The 18,776-nt window shown below is 75.4% G+C and carries 18 protein-coding genes; 2 read left to right on the top strand and 16 right to left on the bottom strand.

All coding sequences use genetic code 11. The annotated features are described in order from the left end of the window. Positions 1–51: 51 nt before the first annotated feature. Positions 52–549 (bottom strand): GbsR/MarR family transcriptional regulator, encoded by a 498-nt coding sequence (locus tag IE106_RS17450; RefSeq protein ID WP_189534941.1) that lies wholly within the window; start codon positions 547–549, stop codon positions 52–54. A gap of 92 nt (positions 550–641) precedes the next feature. Between IE106_RS17450 and IE106_RS17445 the strand changes: the two genes are divergently transcribed. Both IE106_RS17445 and IE106_RS17440 read left to right on the top strand, forming a co-directional pair. Then, positions 642–1,538, top strand: coding sequence for an ABC transporter ATP-binding protein (locus tag IE106_RS17445; protein WP_189534938.1), 897 nt, complete (start codon positions 642–644; stop codon positions 1,536–1,538). Beyond that, positions 1,535–3,148, top strand: coding sequence for an ABC transporter permease (locus IE106_RS17440; protein WP_189534936.1), 1,614 nt, complete (start codon positions 1,535–1,537; stop codon positions 3,146–3,148). The genes IE106_RS17445 and IE106_RS17440 overlap by 4 nt, the downstream gene beginning before the upstream one ends. On the opposite strand, the gene IE106_RS17435 is transcribed toward IE106_RS17440, so the two are convergent. From IE106_RS17435 to IE106_RS17365, 15 genes are all read right to left on the bottom strand, one after another. Then, positions 3,138–4,343 (bottom strand): cytochrome P450, encoded by a 1,206-nt coding sequence (locus IE106_RS17435; protein ID WP_189534934.1) that lies wholly within the window; start codon positions 4,341–4,343, stop codon positions 3,138–3,140. The two genes, IE106_RS17440 and IE106_RS17435, sit on opposite strands and share 11 nt — an antisense overlap. A 70-nt stretch (positions 4,344–4,413) precedes the next feature. Next, the gene (locus IE106_RS17430) at positions 4,414–5,073 is read right to left on the bottom strand and encodes a response regulator (protein WP_189534932.1); all 660 of its coding nucleotides are present in this window, start codon (positions 5,071–5,073) and stop codon (positions 4,414–4,416) included. Beyond that, positions 5,070–6,365: a sensor histidine kinase gene (locus IE106_RS17425; protein WP_373295951.1), complete on the bottom strand. Its 1,296-nt coding sequence runs from the start codon at positions 6,363–6,365 to the stop codon at positions 5,070–5,072. Before IE106_RS17425 ends, IE106_RS17430 begins: the two co-directional genes overlap by 4 nt. Before the next feature lie 84 nt (positions 6,366–6,449). Then, entirely contained in the window at positions 6,450–7,277 is an 828-nt protein-coding gene (locus tag IE106_RS17420) for an NAD(P)H-binding protein (RefSeq protein ID WP_189534930.1), read from the bottom strand. A gap of 90 nt (positions 7,278–7,367) precedes the next feature. Then, a complete protein-coding gene (locus IE106_RS17415) occupies positions 7,368–8,237 on the bottom strand; it encodes an alpha/beta hydrolase (protein WP_189534928.1) in 870 nt (289 codons plus the stop codon). A 94-nt stretch (positions 8,238–8,331) separates the two neighbouring features. Then, positions 8,332–9,663 carry a kynureninase gene (kynU, locus tag IE106_RS17410; protein WP_229840520.1) on the bottom strand — a complete coding sequence of 444 codons (1,332 nt, stop codon included), beginning with the start codon at positions 9,661–9,663 and terminating at the stop codon, positions 8,332–8,334. Beyond that, positions 9,656–10,510 (bottom strand): tryptophan 2,3-dioxygenase family protein, encoded by an 855-nt coding sequence (locus IE106_RS17405; RefSeq protein WP_189534926.1) that lies wholly within the window; start codon positions 10,508–10,510, stop codon positions 9,656–9,658. Before IE106_RS17405 ends, kynU begins: the two co-directional genes overlap by 8 nt. Positions 10,511–10,622: 112 nt before the next feature. Then, the gene (locus IE106_RS17400) at positions 10,623–11,543 is read right to left on the bottom strand and encodes a DUF3152 domain-containing protein (RefSeq protein WP_189534924.1); all 921 of its coding nucleotides are present in this window, start codon (positions 11,541–11,543) and stop codon (positions 10,623–10,625) included. A gap of 193 nt (positions 11,544–11,736) precedes the next feature. Further along, positions 11,737–12,150 (bottom strand): DUF3151 domain-containing protein, encoded by a 414-nt coding sequence (locus IE106_RS17395; RefSeq protein ID WP_189534921.1) that lies wholly within the window; start codon positions 12,148–12,150, stop codon positions 11,737–11,739. Between the two features lie 26 nt (positions 12,151–12,176). Continuing rightward, on the bottom strand, positions 12,177–13,346 hold the full coding sequence (locus IE106_RS17390) for a MalY/PatB family protein (RefSeq protein ID WP_189534919.1): 1,170 nt from the start codon (positions 13,344–13,346) through the stop codon (positions 12,177–12,179). Between the two features lie 71 nt (positions 13,347–13,417). Beyond that, entirely contained in the window at positions 13,418–14,458 is a 1,041-nt protein-coding gene (gene fbaA / locus IE106_RS17385) for a class II fructose-bisphosphate aldolase (RefSeq protein ID WP_268255309.1), read from the bottom strand. A 177-nt stretch (positions 14,459–14,635) separates the two neighbouring features. After that, the gene (gene pyrE / locus IE106_RS17380) at positions 14,636–15,184 is read right to left on the bottom strand and encodes an orotate phosphoribosyltransferase (RefSeq protein ID WP_189534916.1); all 549 of its coding nucleotides are present in this window, start codon (positions 15,182–15,184) and stop codon (positions 14,636–14,638) included. Between the two features lie 35 nt (positions 15,185–15,219). Then, positions 15,220–16,005 (bottom strand): aldose epimerase family protein, encoded by a 786-nt coding sequence (locus IE106_RS17375; RefSeq protein WP_373295955.1) that lies wholly within the window; start codon positions 16,003–16,005, stop codon positions 15,220–15,222. 17 nt (positions 16,006–16,022) lie between these two features. Next, the gene (locus tag IE106_RS17370) at positions 16,023–17,063 is read right to left on the bottom strand and encodes an SRPBCC domain-containing protein (RefSeq protein ID WP_189534912.1); all 1,041 of its coding nucleotides are present in this window, start codon (positions 17,061–17,063) and stop codon (positions 16,023–16,025) included. Positions 17,064–17,126: 63 nt separating this feature from the next. Further along, positions 17,127–18,746 (bottom strand): polyamine aminopropyltransferase, encoded by a 1,620-nt coding sequence (locus IE106_RS17365; protein WP_189534910.1) that lies wholly within the window; start codon positions 18,744–18,746, stop codon positions 17,127–17,129. Between the last annotated feature and the right edge of the window lie 30 nt (positions 18,747–18,776).

Below are 18,776 nucleotides of genomic sequence, written 5' to 3'. Positions count from 1 at the left end.
GGGCGTCACGGGGCCGGGGGCGTCACGGGGCCGGGGGCGTCACGGCGGCCGTCAGCCGGTCGCGTCCTTGCGCGCCCGCCACCCCTCCAGGATCCGCAGCAGTCCCTCGTGGAGGAACTGGAAGAACTCCGCCGTCTCCGCGACCCGCGCGCCCGCCGCCGTGTCGGCGCCCAGGGTCTCGGCGCCCTCGCGGAGGGTCTTCTGCCAGCGGCCGAGGATCTCGTCACGGCGGGTGAAGACCTCGTACCACATGCCCTCGTGGAGCACGTACCGCTCACGCCGTGAGCCCGGGTCGCGCTCGCGGCCGATCATGTTGACCTGCGTCAGGTAGCGCACGGCGCCCGAGACGGCGGCCGGGCTGATCCTCAGCTGCTCACCCAGCTCGGCGGAGGTCAGGGCCGCCTCCTCGGAGACGAGCAGCGCGGCGAAGACCCGGGCGGGCATCCGCTGCATCCCGGCCTGCGTCAGCTCCCCGGCGAAGCGCTCGACGAAGCGGTTCACCGCCTCCTCGTCGCGCTCCCGCCGTGCGGGCCGGTCGTCCGTTCCCATGCGCCCCTCGTCTCCCGTCGTCCCTGGATCCCATCGATTTTATACGCTTTCTTAACTTCACAACTTTGTGAAGAAAGGCGTACCGTCGAAGCATGACGAACGCCATCACCGTCGGCGGACTGCACAAGTCCTTCGGGCGCACCCACGCGCTCGCCGGCCTCGACCTGACCGTCGCGGCCGGCGAGGTCCACGGTTTCCTCGGTCCCAACGGCTCCGGCAAGTCGACCACCATCCGCGTCCTGCTCGGGCTGCTCCGCGCCGACTCCGGCACCGCCCGGCTCCTCGGCCGCGACCCCTGGCGGGACGCCGTCGAGCTGCACCGCCGGGTCGCCTACGTCCCCGGCGACGTGACGCTCTGGCGCAACCTGTCCGGCGGCGAGGTGATCGACCTGTACGGCAGGCTGCGCGGCGGCCTGGACGCGGCACGCCGCGCCGAGCTGGTCGAGCGGTTCGAACTGGACCCGACGAAGAAGGGCCGCACCTACTCCAAGGGCAACCGCCAGAAGGTCGCCCTCGTCGCCGCGTTCGCCTCCGACGTGGACGTGCTGATCCTCGACGAGCCGACCAGCGGACTCGACCCGCTGATGGAGGGCGTCTTCCAGGCGTGCGTGCGCGAGGAGCGCGACCGGGGCCGCACGGTGCTGCTCTCCTCGCACATCCTCAGCGAGGTCGAGAGCCTCTGCGACCGGGTGAGCATCATCCGCAAGGGCCGCACCGTGGAGTCCGGTTCGCTGCCCGAACTGCGCCACCTGACCCGCACCAGCGTGGAGGCCGAGCTGGCCGCCCCGCCGAACGGGCTCGCGCACCTGCCGGGCGTCCACGACCTGCGGGTCGACGGCACCCGCGTACGGCTCCAGGTCGACACCGACCGGCTCGACCCCGTCCTGCGCTCCCTCACCGAGGCCGGGGTGCGGTCGCTGACCAGCGCGCCGCCCACCCTGGAGGAACTGTTCCTGCGCCACTACGCGGACGAGGCGGTGGCCCGGTGACCGCCCTCGCCCCCGCCGTCCCCCGCGCCGGCGGGGGGTCCCGCCCCCTCGCCGGGACCGGGACGCTGCTGCGGCTCGCCCTGCGCCGCGACCGGGTGCTGCTGCCCGTGTGGGTGCTGGTCCTCGGCACCGTGGTCGTCAGCGGCGCCGGCTCCATCGACGCCCTGTACGGCACGCGGGCCCAACGTGCCGAGATCGCCGTGTCGATGACCGCCAACAGCTCCCTGCGCTCCCTGTACGGGCCGGTGTTCGGCGACTCCACGGGCGCGCTCGTCGCCTGGCGGTTCGGGGTGTTCGCGGCGGTCCTCGCCGCCGTGATGAGCCTGGTCGTCGTCGTCCGGCACACCCGCGAGGAGGAGGAGACCGGCCGTCAGGAACTCCTGTCGGCCGCCATGGTCGGGCGGCGGGCGCCGCTGACCGCCGCCCTGCTCGCCGCGCTCACCGGCAACGCCGCCCTCGCCCTGGCCGTCACCGCCGGGCTGGCCGGCCGGGGCGCGGGCAGCGCCCTCGCGCTGGGCCTCGCGGTCGGCCTGACCGGCATGGTCTTCGCCACGACGGCGGCGATCGCCGCCCAGCTGACGGAGAGCGCCCGGCTGGCGAAGGGCCTCACGGCGGCCGTGCTGGGCGCCGCGTTCGTCCTGCGCGCGGCGGGCGACGCGGGCCGTGACGACGGCGGGTCGCCCCTCACCTGGCTGTCGCCGGTCGGCTGGGCCGAGAACGTGCGGGCGTTCGCCGGGGACCGCTGGTGGGTGCTGCTGCTGCCGGCCGCCGCCGTCCTCGTCCAGGGCCTCGCCGCGTACGAGCTGACCGGGCGGCGCGACGTCGGGATGAGCTTCCTGCCCGCCCGGCCCGGCCCCGCCGAGGGACGGCTCGCCACGGCGGGCGGCCTGGCCTGGCGGCTCCAGCGCGGCTCCCTCACCGGCTGGACGCTCGGGTTCCTCGTCGCCGGACTGGTGTTCGGCGGGATGGTCGAGGGCGCCGCGGACCTGGTCGGGGACAACGAGCGGGCGCGGGAGGTCTTCGAGCGGATGGGGGGCGCGCAGGCCCTCACCGACGCCTTCCTGGGCGCGCTGCTCGGGCTGTTCGGGATGATCGCCTCGCTGTACGCGGTCGGGTCGGTGCTGCGGCTGCACGGCGAGGAGACCTCGCAGCGCGCCGAACCGGTGCTCGCGAACGCGGTCGGGCGGCTGCGCTGGGCCGCCGGGCACCTGGTGATCGCGTTCGCCGGGTCCGCCCTGCTCCTCCTCGCGGCCGGGCTCGGCATGTACCTCTCGTACGGGCAGGACCCCGGCACCGTCCTGGGCGCGGCGGCCGTCCAGCTGCCCGCCGTGTGGTTCCTCGGCGCGCTGGCGGTGCTGCTGCACGGCGCCGCCCCCAGGGCGGCGGTCGCGGCGTGGGGCGTGGCCGGGCTGTCCGTCGCGATCAGCTGGGTCGGGCCGGCGCTGGACCTGCCGCAGGCCGTCCTCGACCTGTCGCCGTTCGGGCACCTGCCGAAGCTGCCCGGCGCCGACATGGCGTGGCAGCCGGTGCTGGTCCTGCTCGCCGGGACCGCGCTGCTGGTCGCGGCGGGGCTCGCGGGACTGCGGCGCCGCGACCTCGTCACGGCGTGACCAGCAGCTCCTCCAGGCCCCGGATCACGTAGCCGGGCCGCCACCGCGGCTCCCGGACCGGGCGCAGCCCCGGCGCCCGCTCCAGCAGCGCGCCGAACGACGCGGCGAGCTCCAGCCGGGCCAGCGGCGCGCCCAGGCAGTAGTGGACGCCCGCGCCGAAACCGACGTGCGGGTTGTCGGCGCGGGCCAGGTCCAGGCGGTCGGGGTCGTCGAACCGCGCCGGGTCCCGGTTCGCGGAGCCGAACAGCAGCGCCACCTCCGAACCGCGCTCCACGGTCACCCCGCCGATCTCGATGTCGTCGAGCACCCAGCGCTCGAACATCTGCAACGGGGTGTCGTGGCGCAGCAGTTCCTCCACGGCCGTGGACAGCGGCACCTCACCGGCGCGCAGCGCGGCGAGCTGCTCCGGGTGCCGGAACAGGGTCCACCAGCCGTTGACGGTGGTGTTGACGGTCGCCTCGTGGCCCGCGTTGAGCAGCAGCACGCACGTCGACACCATCTCCTGCCCGGTCAGCCGGTCGCCCTCGTCGTGCGCGGCGATCAGCGCGGACACCAGGTCGTCGCCGGGCTCCCCGCGCCGCCGGGCGATCAGCTCGCGCAGGTACGCGGAGAACTCCACGGACGCGGCCACCGCGCGGCGGGCGGTCTCCTCGTCCGGGTTCAACTCGAACATCCCGCAGATCGCCGCCGACCAGGGGCGCAGCAGGGGCCGGTCGGACGCCGGGATGCCGAGCATCTCCGCGATCACCGCGACCGGCAGGGGCTCCGCGACCCGGGTGAGGAGGTCGCCGCCGCCGTCCGCGACGAGACCGTCCACGAGTTCGGCGGCGATCCGGTGCACGACCGGCTCCAGCCGCTCGACCGTGCGGGGCGTGAACGCCTTCGCCACCAGGCGGCGGATCCGCGTGTGGTCGGGGCCCTCCAGGTCGAGCAGGCCGTGCCCGTTGAGGACGTGGAACGGCTCGTGGGCGGCGGGCGGCGGGGTGCGGCCGAACTCCTCGTGCGTGAAGCGATGCAGGTAGGTGCGGCCCAGGCGCCGGTCGCGCAGGAGGGCGGAGACGTCGGCGTGGTGCGGGACGAGGTACTGGCGGGTGGGCGCGAACCAGTGCGCCCTGCCGCCGGCGCGGAGCGCCGCGTACGCCGGGTAGGGGTCCGCGACGAACCCGGGCGACCAGGGGTCGAAGGGCATCTCCATGCGGGGACGCTACACCCGCCGGTCCGCCGCGGGCAGCCGGTCGGGCCGGCCGCCGGCGGCGGGGATGGTCTCAACGCGGGGTCACGAGGCGGGCCTCGTAGGCGAAGACCGCGGCCTGGGTGCGGTCCCGCAGGCCCAGCTTCACCAGGATCCTGCTCACGTGCGTCTTGATCGTGGACTCCGCCACCACCAGGTGCGCCGCGATCTCCGCGTTCGACAGGCCCTGCGCGATCAGCACCAGGACCTCCGTCTCCCGCTCCGTCAGGTCGCCGACCTGGGACAGCGGCACCGTACGCGGCGACTCCACGTGCTTGGCGAACTCGGTGATCAGCCGCTTCGTCACCGTCGGCGCCAGCAGCGCCTCCCCCGCCGCCACCACCCGCACCCCGTCGGCCAGTTGCCGCGCCGACGCGTCCTTCAGCAGGAACCCGGACGCCCCGGCGCGCAGCGCCTGGTACACGTACTCGTCCAGGTCGAAGGTGGTCAGCACCAGCACCTTCGCGTCGCCGTCCGCCGCGACGACCTCCCGCGTCGCGTCGATGCCGTTCATCTCCGGCATGCGGATGTCCATCAGCACCACGTCCGGCCGCAGCACCGCGACCTTCGCGACCGCCTCGCGGCCGTTGACCGCCTCGCCGACGACCTCGATGTCCGGCATCGCGTTCAGCAGGACGGAGAAGCCCTCCCGCACCATCACCTGGTCGTCCACGACCAGCACCCGGATCGTCACGCCGCCGCCCCGTCCCTCGCCACCGGGACGAACGCCGCCACCTCGTACCCGCCGTCCTCCGTCGCGTCCGCCGTCAGCTCGCCGCCCAGCATCGCGACCCGCTCCCGCATGCCGGTGATGCCGTGCCCGGCGCCCGGCGACGCCTTGACCAGGCCGCGCGGCGGGCCGTTCACGACGCGCAGCCCGAGCCCGCCCAGGACGTAGCTGACCTCCACCCGGGCCGTCGCGCCCGGCGCGTGCCGCAGCACGTTCGACAGCGCCTCCTGCACGATGCGGTACGCGGACAGCTCCACGCCCTGCGGCAGGTCCCGCACCGCGCCGGTCACCGTCTTGTCGACCTCCAGCCCGGCGTCGCGGACGTTGGCGAGCAACCCGTCCAGGTCGGCGAGGGTCGGCTGCGGGGCGTCGGGCGCCTCGTAGTCCTCCGCGCGGACGACGCCCAGGACGCGCCGCAGCTCGGTCAGCGCGGCCACCGCGTTCTCCCGGATCGTCACGAACGCCTGCTCCAGCTCGGGCGGCGGGTTCTCCACCCGGTACGGCGCGGCCTCCGCCTGGATGGCGACGACCGACATGTGGTGGGCGACCACGTCGTGCAGCTCCCGCGCGATCGTGGTGCGCTCCTCCAGCTGGGTGCGCATCGACCGCTCCTGCGCGGTGGCGGTCCGCTGCGCCGTGACCTCCTCCCGCGCCGCGCGCCGCACGTGCCACACGGTGACGACGAGCAGGGCGAGCGCGGCGGCGAACAGCAGCTGGGCCGTGGGGTCACCGCCACCGCCGCCGAGCACGGTCCCGGCGAACAGTCCGTACAGGCCGGTGACCACCCACATCCACGCCGCCGCGCGCGGCCGGGTGCGGGCCGCGACGACCGTCATGACGACGACGTGCGCGAGGAAGGTGGCGGGCGTCCACACCCCCCAACCCCCGGCGAGGACCGCGTACACCGACGTGGTCAGCAGCGACGCCCAGAAGGCGGCGACGGGCCGGACCAGCGTCAGGAGCACCGGCACCGCCGGGACGAGCGCGGCCGGGGGGAAGCCCGTCGCGCCGTACCCCACGGCGAAGACCAGCAGCGCGGCCGCGGCGATCACGAAGTGCGGCGTCCACAGCAGGCGCCGGCGTATCCGCTCGGGCAGCCGCCGGGAGACGGGGCCGTCCAGGGCCGTGGGGAGGAGGGGCCGGTAGGCGAGGGCGTCCTGCACGAGGTCCTCCCGCAGTCCCTGGAGCATCCCCACCGCGTGGTGGAGCTCGGGACTGCGGCCGGCCGGGTCGATGCGCTGCGTCGTCTCGGTCACGGCAGCCACCGTACGGGGGCCGCCGCGGCCCGGGCGTCGGGCTGGAGAGGGGTTCCGCGGGATCCGTCCTGAGGACTACGGCGCCTACGGCAGGAACGCCGCCGCGTGCTCCCGCGCCCACGCGGCGAACGTCCGCGCCGGGCGGCCCGTGACCCGCTCCACGGTGTCGGTGACGGTGCGGCCCTCCACGGGGGTGTCGCCGTACACGTCGAGCAGGAAGTCGACCAGTTCCTGCGGGCGGCCCTCGGCCCGCCAGCGCGCCGCCGCCTCGTCGGGGGCCAGCTCCACCAGCCGCACCTCCCGGCCCCGGGCCGCGGCTATCGCGTCGGTCCGGTCCCGGAGGGTGAGCGCCTGTGGGCCGGTGATCAGGTACTCCCGCCCGGCGTGCCCGTCCTCGGTGAGCGCCGCGGCGACGACCGCGCCGATGTCGGCCTCGTGGACCACGGCGCTGAGCCGGTCGGCGAACGGCTCGCGGACCTCGTCCTCCGTACGGACGGAGTCGGCCCACTCCAGCGTGTTCGCCATGAACTCGACGGGCATGGCCACCGTCCAGGCGAGCCCGCTCGCGCGGACCGCGTCCTCCACGGGCGTGGGTCCGCCGCCGTGGAGGACGACCAGGCGCCGCACCCCGGCGGCGCGGGCCTGCTCCACCAGGGCGGGGCCGGTCCCCAGCGGGGTGTAGTCGGCTCCGCCGAAGGTGATCAGGTGCAGTCCGGTGACGCCGTCGAGGGCGCCGGACGCGGCGAGGGAGGCGGGGTCGGCGAGGTCGCCGCGCACGACCTCCACCCCGGCGGGCAGGTCCGCGGACGCGGGGTCGCGGGTGAGGGCGCGGACGGGCACGCCGCGGCGCAGCAGCTCGGCGGTGACGTGGCGGCCGACGGTTCCGGTGGCTCCGGTCACGAGAAAGGTCATGGGGAGCACGCTAGGGAGTGTCGCGGTCAGTTTCGGTCCGCAATCCGGCGTCCCGCCCCTCCGGTCGGGCGCGACCGCCGGCGCGCCGCGTCACCAGGCGAGCTGGGCGATCTCCTCCGCGACCACCGCGCACGCGTCCGCCGCCGGGTCGATCAGCGGGAAGTGCCCCACGTCGTCCAGCACGGTCAGCCCGACCATCTCGCCGGCCCGCGCCGCCGCCTCGGCGTACGCCTCGGCGACCGGCAGCGGGACGACGATGTCCTCGCGGCCCTGCACGACGGTGGTGGCGATGCCCGTGGGCAGCAGGACGGCGGGGTCCGCCGACGCGGCCCGCTCCTTGAAGTCGTCCTCCCCGCCGAGGAGTTGCCTCACGGCGTCGCCGCACACGTCCAGTTCCACGGCCCGCTCGAAGTGCGCGATCGGCGCGAGCGCGACGACCCCGCGCAGTTCGGGCGGCTCCGGCAGCCGCCACGGCGATCCGGCGGGCAGGACGTGCCGGGCGGCGGCCCACAGCGCGAGGTGGCCCCCGGCGGAGTGGCCGGTGACGACGGTGCGGCGCGGGTCGGCCTGCGGCAGGTGCGCGGCGGCCAGCGCGGGCAGCGCGTCCAGCGCCGCCGCCACGTCGTCGAACGTCTCGGGCCACCGCCCCGCCACCGGGCCGGTGCCCCGGGGCGCGGGGAGGCCGGCGCCGCGCCGGTACTCGACGCTGGCGACGGCGAAGCCGCGGCGGGCGAGGTGGTCCGCGAAGGGCGAGACGTGCCGCCGGTCGTACGGGGCCCGCCAGGCGCCGCCGTGCAGGACGACGACGAGCGGCACCCGGTCGTGCCGGCCCCGGGGCGCGTGGAAGTCCACGATCTGGTCGGGGTGGTCACCGTACGAGGCGGTGGAGTCGGGGGCGACGGCCGGGTGCGACAGGGCCGACGCCTCCTCGGCGGCGTCGCGAGCAACGGGGTCGGGCATGCTGCTCAACCTTTCGGTGACGAGGCCGAATCGGCCTGACCTGCGGGGACCGTACCAGGACTGACGCCCCCGCAGGCCGGCTCCGATGGCGGCGCTACCGCTCCGCGCACACCTCTGCCAGCACGCGGGCCGCGCGCTCGGCGTCGGCGAACCCGACGTACAGCGGGGTGAAGCCGAAACGCAGCACGTCAGGGCGCCGCAGATCGCCGACGACACCGCGTTCGATCAGCCGCGCCATCACCGCGGGCGCGTCGGCGCAGGACAGCGCGACCTGGCTGCCCCGCTCGGCGTGCGCGGCCGGGGTGAGGGAGGTGAGCCGCCCCTCGGGGACGTACGCGCGGACGCACTCCAGGAAGAAGTCCGTCAGCGCGAGGCTCTTGGCCCGCACCTCGTGCACCGCCACCCCGTCCCACACGTCGAGGGCCGCCTCCAGCGACAGCATCGACAGGATGTCGGGCGTACCGACCCTGCCGCGCCGCGCGCCGTCCGCCGCCGCGTAGCCGGGGGACATCGCGAACGGGTCCGCGTGCGAGTTCCAGCCGGGCAGCGGGGAGTCGAAGCGCCCCTGGTGGCGTTCCGCGACGTACAGGTACGCGGGGGCGCCGGGACCGCCGTTGAGGTACTTGTACGTGCAGCCGACGGCCAGGTCGACGCCGTGCGCGTCCAGGTCGACGGGGAGGGCGCCCGCGCTGTGGCACAGGTCCCACACCACGAGGGCGCCCGCGTCCCGCACGGCGGCGGTGGTGCCGGGCAGGTCGTGGAGGCGGCCGGTGCGGTAGTCGACGTGGTTGACGAGCGCGGCGGCCGTGCGCGGGCCGACCGCGGCCGGGACGTCGCCGGGTGCGACGGGCACCAGGCGGCGGCCGGTCATCCGGGCGGCGGACTCGGCGATGTACCCGTCCGTGGGGAACGTCGTCGCGTCCACGACGATCTCGTCCCGGCTGTCGTCGCCGGCCAGGCGCACGGCCGCGACCAGCGCCTTGAAGACGTTCACGCTGGTCGAGTCGCCGACGACGACCTGGCCGGGCGCGGCGCCCAGGAGCGGGGCGATGCGGTCGCCGATCCGCTCGGGCGCCGTCCACCAGCCGCTCTCGTCCCAGGAGCGGATGCGCAGCCGGCCCCACTCGTGGGCGACGACGTGCGCCATCCGCGCCGGTACGTGGCGGGGCAGCGCGCCGAGCGAGTTGCCGTCGAGGTAGACCACGCCGTCGTCGAGCGCGAACAGGTCGCGCCGCTTCGCCAGCGGGTCGGCGGCGTCCAGCGCGGCGGCCCGCGCCGCCAGGGACTCCGCGGCCGGGGACTCCGCGGCCGGGGCCGGGACGGTCTCCACGACCGCCGCGCCCGGGGCCGGGACGGTCTCCGCGGCCGGGGCCGGAATGCTCCGGGCGTCCCGGCCGTCGTCGGTGTTCCGCAGGACGTCAGACATGGCTGCGCGCCGTCCACAGCTCGGGGAACACGTTCTTGCGGGCCCGCTTCTCCAGCCAGGCGACGCCGGCGGAGCCGCCCGTACCGGTCTTGGAGCCCATCGCGCGCCGGGTGGCGACCAGGTGGTCGTTGCGCCAGCGCCACACGAGCTCGGCCACGTCGGTGAGCGCCTCGCCCAGGGCGACCAGGTCGCCGTGCCGGTCGGGGTCGGCGTACAGCTCGGCCCAGACCTCCTCGATCCGCTGCGACGGCTCGTACCGCTGCGTCAGGTCCCGCTCCAGGACCTCCGCCGGCACGGGCAGCCCGCGCCGGGACAGCAGCCGCAGCACCTCGTCGTACAGGCTGGGCTCCGCGAGCGCCTTCTCCAGCTCGGCGTGGACGCGGGGCGCGCCGCGGTGCGGCACCAGCATGGACGCGGACTTGTCGCCGAGCAGGAACTCCATGCGGCGGTACATCGCCGACTGGAAGCCGGAGCCCTCGCCGAGCTGGGCGCGGTACGCGTTGAACTGCGCGGGCGTGAGGCGGGCGATCGGGTTCCAGGAGGCGTTCAGCGCCTCCAGCTCGTGCGTCGAGCGGCGCAGGGCGGCCATCGCGTCGGGGACGCGGTCCCCGCGCAGGGCGCGGCTCGCGGTCTCCCACTCGTGGACGATGACGGTGAACCACAGCTCCATCACCTGGGTAGTCACCAGGAAGACCATCTCTCCGGGGTCGTCGGAGCGCGGGTGCTGGAGGTGGGTGAGGACGTCCGCCTGGACGTAGTCCTCGTAGGGTGTGGTGCCCGCGAAGTCCAGGTTCGGCATGTCCGAACCCGTCTCGGGGGCAGCAGGGGTGGTAGGCGAAGTAGACATCGCTGTCTCCGTCAATGCGTGCTACCGGGTAGCGGTCCGCTCCTTCCGTAGGGTGATGGAGCCCCGGTCCCCTCGGGACCGGGCGTGATCGGTGCCGTCGGTCCCGATCGCATCATGGCACGATCGGCCCGGTGATGTAACGGCCCTCCTCGTCATACGGCCAGGCGTTGGAGACGCAGCCGCGCAGTCCCTTGATCTGCTGCATCATGACCGGTGCGGGTTTTCCGGGGCCGGGGCAGGTCAGGTGGGTGCGGATGCCGATCTCGTGACCGACCTCGTGGTTGATGATCAGGTGCCGGTACTCGGCGGGGGTGCCGGTGAACGTCGGGGACCCCAGCATCCAGCGCTTGAGGTTCACGACGACGCCCTCGGTCGTCTCGCAGTTGTACTCGCCCCGCGTGTCGAGGCCCTGGGCGAGGCACAGTTCGTCGGCGGTCTCCGGGGTGGCGATCCGGATGACGAAATCGGCCTCCCCGCTGACCAGTTGGAACGCGCCGCGGCCGTGGGCGGCCCAGCCGCGCGGGTGCGCGAGGATCCGCTCGATCTCGTGGGCGGCGGCCGCCGCGGAGATCCCGGTGCCGTCCTCGACCTGGACCCGGTAGCGGCGCGGCGTGCCCGTGCCGGCCTTCGCGCCGGACGCCGCCGCGGTGGTGAACGTGCCGGGTCCCGAGCGGGGCACGGCCGGCGGGGCGGGGTCCGCGCCGGCGCTCCCGGACGGCGGGGCCGGGCGCCCGGGGGACGCCTCGGCGCTCGCCTTCGGGGGCGGCGGGGGCTGCGGCGACCGCCGCGGCGGGGTGCCGGGGACCGTGGGGCCCGTGGTGGCCGGTCCGCTCGCGGCGGCCGGTCCGCTCGCGGCGACCGGCTCGCCACCGGTGTGCCAGTGCGCGAGGGCGGCCCCGCCCCCCAGGCTCAGGGCCCCGAGGGCGACACCGCCCAGCAGGACGCGGCCCAGCGGACGGCGCGCGCTCCCCCGGCCCCGGCCTCCCCGACCGCCGCGCCGACGCCGCGGCGCGGGCGCTCCACGCTTGCCCAAGACAGACCTCTCCCCGTTTCGCGGCCGGGCGGGGGGAGGTCCGGCGCAAGAATTCGATGGTCTGTGCGATCGTACCGGCCGGTCCTGTCAAGGGCGGTGGCACGCGAAGCGCCCGGCCCCGCCGCCGGCCCGGACGCGCGTGCGGCGTCCGGACCGGCGGCGGGGCGTCGGCCGAGGGTGGCGCGGTGAGGCGTCAGCCCAGGGTGTCGGCGGCGAGCGGGGAGGAGTCGCGCAGGAAGGTCGAGCAGCGCTCGTACTCCTCCTTCTCCCCGATCTCCCGCGCCGCCCGCGCCAGGGCGTGCAGGGCGCGCAGGAAGCCCCGGTTCGGCTCGTGCTCCCACGGCACCGGGCCGTGGCCCTTCCAGCCGTTGCGGCGCAGCGCGTCCAGGCCCCGGTGGTAGCCGGTGCGGGCGTACGCGTACGACTCGACGACGCGGCCGCCCTCGTACGCCGCGTCCGCGAGCTGCGCCCAGGCGAGCGAGGACGCCGGGTACTTCGCCGCGACCTCCTCGGGCGCGGTGCCGGACTCCAGCAACTCCCGCGGCTCCGGGTCGTCGGGCAGGCGGGTGGGGGGCGGTCCCCCCAGAAGGTTCTCGTGAATGGACATGGCCCCAGTGTCCTACGGCCGGCGGCTCAGACCGCCATGCGGGCCAGGGTGCGCACCAGCGCGTCGATCCCGTGCTCGGCCTTGCTGCGCGGGCAGCCCAGGTTGATCCGCACGAAGCCCTTCGCGCCGTACGCGGCGCCCGGCCGGACGGCGACCTTCTCGCGCGCCACGAGCGCGTCGTCCAGCGCCTCGTCGTCCACGCCCAGCGGGCGCAGGTCCAGCCACGCCAGGTACCCGGCCTGCGGCGGCGCGTACGGCGCGCGGCCCGGGAACGCGGCCTCCAGCCGGTCGGCGAGCAGCCGCAGGTTGCCCAGGACGTACGGGCGCAACCGGTCCAGCCAGGCCGCGCCGTGCCGGTACGCGGCGGTGTGCGCGGTCAGGGACAGGGCCGACGGCGAGTTGAGGCCCTCGCCCCGCTCCGTCCGGCGGATGAACTCGGCGTGGTCGTCCGGGTTCCCGAGGATCCCGTAGGCGCCGTTCAGCGCGGGGAAGTTGAACGCCTTCGACCCGGACGTGACCACCGCCCAGCGCCCGCCCTCCGGCGCCACGGACATCCACGGCACGTGCCGGTGCCCCGCGTGGGCGAGGTCCGCGTGGATCTCGTCGCTGACGACGGCCACGCCGTGCTCCCGCGCCAGCGCCGCGAACCCCCGCAGCTCCGCCTCGGTCCACACCCGGCCCGTCGGGTTGTGCGGCGAGCACAGCAGCAGCATCCGGCTGTCGGGGCGGGCCAGCTCCCGCTCCAGGGCCGCTTCGTCCCCGACCGGGACGCCCCGCAGCTCCCGCCCGAGCCCGTCGAGCGTCTTGAGGAACCCGTCGTACGTCGGGGTGTGCACCACCACGCCGTCGCCGGGCTCCGTCCACATCCGCAGCAGCTGCGCCAGTTCGTTCAGCACGGACGGCCCGAAGACCAGCGCCTCGGTGTCGAGGGCCACGCCGTGGCGGCGCGCGTACCAGTCCCGCACGGCCTCCGGGAAGCCGGTGTGGCGCCAGTCGGTGTAGCCGAACACGCCCCGCTCGACGCGCCGGCGGACCGCCTCCAGCACCTCGGGCGGCAGGCGGAAGTCCATGTCGGAGATGGTGAACGGCACCAGGTCCGGCACCCCGTACAGCTCGGGCAGCACGTCCCACTGGAACGAGCCGGTGCCCCGTATCCCGACCACCGTGTCGAAGTCGTACGTCGTGTCGTGCGCCATGGGCCCTCCTACGGAGCGGGCCCGGCACCGCGCTGTGCGATGCCGGGCCCGGCCGGTCGTCGTGGTGACGCCTACTTCAGCTTCGTACCCGCCGAGCGCAGCGCCTGGCACGCCTCGACGACGCGCCCGGCCATGCCCGCCTCGGCCAGCTTGCCCCAGGTGCGCGGGTCGTACGTCTTCTTCGAGCCGACCTCGCCGTCGACCTTCAGGACGCCGTCGTAGTTCTTGAACATGTGGTCCGCGACCGGACGGGTGAAGGCGTACTGCGTGTCGGTGTCGAGGTTCATCTTGACGACGCCGTTCTCCAGCGCGGTGGCGATCTCCTCCTGCGTGGAGCCGGAGCCGCCGTGGAAGACGAAGTCGAACGGGTCGGCCTTGCCGAAGCGCTCGGCGACGCCCTGCTGGAGGTCCTTGAGCAGCTCGGGGCGGAGCACGACGTTGCCCGGCTTGTACACGCCGTGGACGTTGCCGAAGGACGCGGCCAGCAGGTAGCGGCCCTTCTCGCCCAGGCCGAGCGCCTCGGCCGTGCGGATCGCGTCGTCGACGGTGGTGTACAGCTCGTCGTTGATCTCGTGGGTGACGCCGTCCTCCTCGCCACCGGTCGGGGTGATCTCGACCTCCAGGATGATCCTGGCGGCGGCGGCCTGCGCGAGCAGCTCCCGGCCGATGGCCAGGTTGTCGGCGAGGGTCTCGGCGGAGCCGTCCCACATGTGCGACTGGAACAGCGGGTTCTCACCCTTGGCGACGCGCTCGGCGGAGACGGCCAGCAGCGGGCGGACGTAGCCGTCCAGCTTGTCCTTCGGGCAGTGGTCGGTGTGGAGCGCGACCGTGATGTCGTACTTCGCGGCGACGACGTGCGCGAACTCGGCCAGGGCGACCGCGCCGGTCACCATGTCCTTCTTGTGCTGTCCGCCCAGGAACTCCGCGCCACCGGTCGAGATCTGGATGATGCCGTCGCTCTCGGCCTCGGCGAAGCCGCGCAGGGCGGCGTGCAGGGTCTGCGACGACGTCACGTTGATGGCCGGGTAGGCGAACTTGCCTGCCTTCGCCCGGTCGAGCATCTCGTTGTAGACCTCGGGGGTTGCGATGGGCATCTGTCCGCTCCTTGTGATCTGCGGTTGCGTGCGTTGCTGATCCCTGACCTGGGGGCGACGTCATCGTCGCACCCATCTTCCCAGACGGGCCCCGAGGCTCCACCCCCTGGACGCACCGGGTACGCGAGAGGCGTGCGCCGTTTCACGTGAAACGACGCACGCCTCGGGAAAGCCGCAGGTCAGCCGAGCGGCCGGTCAGGCGAGGCCCAGCTCGTCCAGCGCGTAGGCGTACCGGTACGGCACGCCGGCCGTCCCGCTGATCTTCTCGCCGGCGCCGGTCGCGCGGTCCACGATCGTGGCGACCGCGACGACCTCGGCGCCCGCCTCGCGGACCGCCTCGACGGCCGTCAGCGGGGAGCCGCCGGTGGTGGAGGTGTCCTCCACCACCAGGACGCGGCGGCCCTTGATGTCCGGGCCCTCGACGCGGCGCTGCATGCCGTGCGCCTTGGCGGCCTTGCGGACGACGAACGCGTCCAGCGCGCGGCCGCGCGCGGCGGCGGCGTGCAGCATCGACGTGGCGACCGGGTCGGCGCCCAGGGTCAGGCCGCCCACCGCGTCGTAGTCGAGGTCGGCGGTCAGATCGAGCATGACCTGACCGACGAGCGGCGCGGCGGCGCCGTCCAGCGTGATCCGGCGGAGGTCGACGTAGTAGTCGGCCTCCAGACCCGAGGAGAGGGTCACCCTGCCGTGCACCACGGCCTTGTCCTTGATCTGCTGGAGCAGATCCGCTCGTGCGTCAGTCATGCCCCGAGCTTAAGGCGCGCCGGCCGGGCCCCGCGTCAGAGGCGCCGCCACGTCCAGGTCGACGCGATCTCCAGCGGCTCGATGGGCGTGACCAGGCGCGGCGCGGTGTTCAGCCCGTTCGGCGGGCCCGACTGCGGCTCCACGCACACGGCGGGCTCCTGCTCGTCGTACACGACGACCCACGGGACGTGGCTGGTGACCTTCAGCTCCAGCCGCTCCGGCCAGGTGAGGGTGACGTCCACCCCGTCCGGCATGCCGAAGCAGTCGTCCCACGGGCCGGGCCGGGGCTCGACGCGGCGGCCGGTGGGCAGGTGGTCCTCGCCGCGTTCCTCCTGCCACCGGGGCGCGAAGTCGATCCCGACCGCGCTGCCGTCGAGGACGCGGTTGAACCACGGGTGCCAGCCGGCCTGCGCCGGGAACGAGTCGCCGTACGTCTCGACGCCCAGCCGCAGGGTGAGCGAGGCGTCGGTCAGCTCGAGGATCTGGGTGACCCGGCCGGGGTACGGCCAGGGGTCGGCCAGGTCGTAGGTGAACACCGCCTCCGTGCGGTCGGCGCGGGCGGTGCGCCAGGCGGTGTCGCGGCCGGTGCCGTGGATGGCGTGCGGCGGCGCGTTGAGCGGCAGCTGGTGCCGCGTCGCGCCGTTCAGGAACCGTCCCCGGTCGGTCCGCCCGCACCAGGGCACCATCGGGAAGCAGCCGTACCGCTCGCCCTGGCGCAGCAGTTCGGTGCCGGCGACGCGCAGGCTCGCGATGCGGCAGCCGTTCTCCGGCGTGATGGTCAACTCGACGTCTCCGGCGGCCAGCCGGACCTCTTCGCTCATGCTCACACCGCCCGACCTTACGTGCGCCGCGACTGCTTCCGGTGGCGCAGCACACGGCCGATGACGATCGCCGAGGCGAGCACGAGGGCCGCGGCGGGGACGAGCCAGCGCAGCACCCCGGCCCCGGCGCCCGCGTCGGGGCCGGGCACCGGCGCGTACCGGCCGCGCGGCGGGGCGTGGTCGACCTCCTCGGCGCTGCGGCCGATCATCGTCCGCCGGGCGTGCGCGGCCTCGGCGGGCGGCTCGGCCTCGTCGACCGGGAAGTCGTCCACGGCGAACGGGTCCAGCGAGGACGGCGGGACGGGCGCGTCGAACACCCGGGGCCGCCGCCCGCCCTCGACGGGATCCTCGACGGCGCCCTCCACGGCGCCGTCGTCGACCCCGTCGTCGTCCACGTCGTCGGGGTCCGCGCCGTCGTCGTCCACGTCGTCGGGGTCCGCGCCGTCGAGGTCCACGTCGTCGGGGTCCGCGCCGTCGAGATCCACGTCGTCGGGGTCCGCGCCGTCGAGATCCACGTCGTCGGGGTCCGCGCCGTCGAGATCCACGTCGTCGGGGTCCGCGCCGTCGAGGTCCGCGTCCTCACCGGCCGCGCCGGTGCCGGCGGCGGCCGCGCTGTCGCCCGGTGCCTGGTCCGCCTCCTCCGCGAGGGCCTCGCCGAAGCGGTCCAGGAGGCGGCGCGCCGTCGCCGCGAGGGTGTCGGCGGGGAGTTCCGCCAGCCGGCCCTCCGCGCTCGCCGTGCCGGTGAACGCCAGGTCGGTGCCGCCCTCGGCGGGGGTGAGCCGGGCGGTGAGCGTGACCTTCACACCGCCGCTGCCGCGCGCCTCCGCGCCCTCGCCCTCCAGGTCGTACCCGCCGTCGTCCCGCACGGCCAGGTGCAGCGCGCCCCGGTAGGTGACGGTCTGCCCGCCGGTGCGCACCCTGAGGCGGCCCGACAGCGGGTCCGCCGACGCGTCGGCGTCCTGCTGGAGCCCCGGTACGCAGCGGGCGACGCGCGCGGGGTCCGTCAGGACGGCTCGGAGGGACTGCGCGGGGACCGGAACGAACACCTCATGCTCCATGACAGTCGAGACTACCCACGCCGGGCCGTCCCGTGCCCCTGCCGCGCACGGCCCGTCGCGAAGTCAGCGGCCGTAGCGCGGACGGGTCAGCGTCGACGGGGGCGGCCCGGGCGGGCGGGACCGTTCGGCGCGGCGCGCCGCCGCCTCCAGGGCGGCGGCCGTCGGCACGTCCCCGCCGGACGGGACCGCCGCGGGACCCGGGTCCGGCGGGCCCAGGACCGGCGGGCCCGGCCGGCGCGGGTCGGCCGGGGCGGCCAGGACGAGGCCCCGGCCGTACGCCGTCGCGGTCCCGCCCGGCGGCCGGCCGCCGGGCGGGACCGCGACGGCGTACGGCCGGGTGGTGAACCCGGCGGCGCGCAGGGTCGCCTCCACCGTCCAGTACGCGCGCGGCCGCAGGGGCCCGGTGTGGACGGCGAGGCGCCCGTCGGCGGCGAGGGCGCGCGCGGCCAGCCCGTAGAACTCCAGCGAGTACAGCCGGGTGCTCCCCGCCGAGCCCGGGGGCGGCAGGTCGGAGACGACCACGTCGTACGGCGCGTCGCCGCGCGCCGCCCTCAGCCAGGGGAACGGGTCGGCGTGGACGACCCGCAGCCGCCGGTCGCCGTACGCGTGCCCGTTGAGGCGCACCAGGGCCGGGTCGGTGCGGGCGAGCCGGACGACGACCGGGTCGGCCTCGACGACCGTCACGGACTCCACGTCGCCGTACCGGAGCACCTCGCGCGCGGCGAGCCCGTCGCCGCCCCCCAGGACGAGCACGCGCGCGTGGCGCCCCCGCATCGCGGGGTGGACGAGCACCGGATGGTGGCGGTGCCGGTCGCCGCCGCCGATCCGCGGCCGCCCGTCCACGTACAGGCCGGGCGGCTCGTCCGCGCGGCCCGTCAGCACCACCTCCCGGACGGGCGTCCGCACGGCGACCCGCACCTGCCCCCCGTACACGGCGTGCCGGGCGGCCCGTTCGAAGTCGTCGACCAGGGCGGCGGCGACGGCCAGCACCACCAGCACCGCAGCGTTCGCCGACAGCAGCAGCCGCCGCTCGCGGCCCGTCAGGTCCCGGCCGAACAGCCACAGGACGAGCGCCCCGCCCACCAGGGCGTTCACCGCGCCGGTGAGGAGCGCGGTGGTGAGCTGGCCCAGCCGGGGCAGCAGCAGGAACGAGAAGGCGAGCCCACCGACGAGCGCACCGACGTAGTCGGCGGCGAACAGGTCGGCGACCGTGCCGCCCGCGTCCTGCCGGGCGCACCGCGAGACGCGCTGGATCAGCGTCATCAGCAGCGGCACCTCCGCGCCGATCAGCACCCCGACCGCGAACGCGAACGCGACCAGGGCGTGCCGCGAGCCGTCCAGCCAGGCGAACGCCGCGTACAGCACGAGCGCCGAGCAGCCGCCGACCAGGGCGAGCAGCGCCTCCAGCAGTGCGAACCCGACGGCGGCCCGGCAGCGCAGCCGCTTGGCGAGCAGCGACCCGAGCCCCATCGCGAAGACCATCACGGACAGCACGACGGACGTCTGCGTGACGGACTCACCCGTCAGGTACGAGGCGAGGGCGACCAGCTCCAGTTCGTAGACCAGCCCGCAGGCGGCGCACACGAACACGGCCGCCAGGACCGGGAACCGGCCCTCCCGCGGCCCCGCCCCCTTCGGGGAGGGCGGCGGGGCGGGTGGCACGGCGGGCGGCGCTTCGAGCATGCACCCACGCTACGTGACCAATCAGCCACA

The sequence above is a fragment of the Streptomyces roseolilacinus genome, from assembly GCF_014649335.1.
Lineage (GTDB): Bacteria > Actinomycetota > Actinomycetes > Streptomycetales > Streptomycetaceae > Streptomyces > Streptomyces roseolilacinus.
This window is presented reverse-complemented; position numbering and strand designations above follow the sequence as displayed.

What these genes read in the sequence shown, in the direction of transcription:
- IE106_RS17450 (WP_189534941.1), bottom strand. Translation starts at nt 549, where the DNA reads ATGGGAACGGACGACCGGCCCGCACGGCGGGAGCGCGACGAGGAGGCG.
- IE106_RS17445 (WP_189534938.1), top strand. Translation starts at nt 642, where the DNA reads ATGACGAACGCCATCACCGTCGGCGGACTGCACAAGTCCTTCGGGCGC.
- IE106_RS17435 (WP_189534934.1), bottom strand. Translation starts at nt 4,343, where the DNA reads ATGGAGATGCCCTTCGACCCCTGGTCGCCCGGGTTCGTCGCGGACCCC.
- IE106_RS17420 (WP_189534930.1), bottom strand. Translation starts at nt 7,277, where the DNA reads ATGACCTTTCTCGTGACCGGAGCCACCGGAACCGTCGGCCGCCACGTC.
- IE106_RS17415 (WP_189534928.1), bottom strand. Translation starts at nt 8,237, where the DNA reads ATGCCCGACCCCGTTGCTCGCGACGCCGCCGAGGAGGCGTCGGCCCTG.
- kynU (WP_229840520.1), bottom strand. Translation starts at nt 9,663, where the DNA reads ATGTCTGACGTCCTGCGGAACACCGACGACGGCCGGGACGCCCGGAGC.
- IE106_RS17405 (WP_189534926.1), bottom strand. Translation starts at nt 10,510, where the DNA reads ATGTCTACTTCGCCTACCACCCCTGCTGCCCCCGAGACGGGTTCGGAC.
- IE106_RS17395 (WP_189534921.1), bottom strand. Translation starts at nt 12,150, where the DNA reads ATGTCCATTCACGAGAACCTTCTGGGGGGACCGCCCCCCACCCGCCTG.
- IE106_RS17390 (WP_189534919.1), bottom strand. Translation starts at nt 13,346, where the DNA reads ATGGCGCACGACACGACGTACGACTTCGACACGGTGGTCGGGATACGG.
- pyrE (WP_189534916.1), bottom strand. Translation starts at nt 15,184, where the DNA reads ATGACTGACGCACGAGCGGATCTGCTCCAGCAGATCAAGGACAAGGCC.
- IE106_RS17375 (WP_373295955.1), bottom strand. Translation starts at nt 16,005, where the DNA reads ATGAGCGAAGAGGTCCGGCTGGCCGCCGGAGACGTCGAGTTGACCATC.
- IE106_RS17370 (WP_189534912.1), bottom strand. Translation starts at nt 17,063, where the DNA reads ATGGAGCATGAGGTGTTCGTTCCGGTCCCCGCGCAGTCCCTCCGAGCC.
- IE106_RS17365 (WP_189534910.1), bottom strand. Translation starts at nt 18,746, where the DNA reads ATGCTCGAAGCGCCGCCCGCCGTGCCACCCGCCCCGCCGCCCTCCCCG.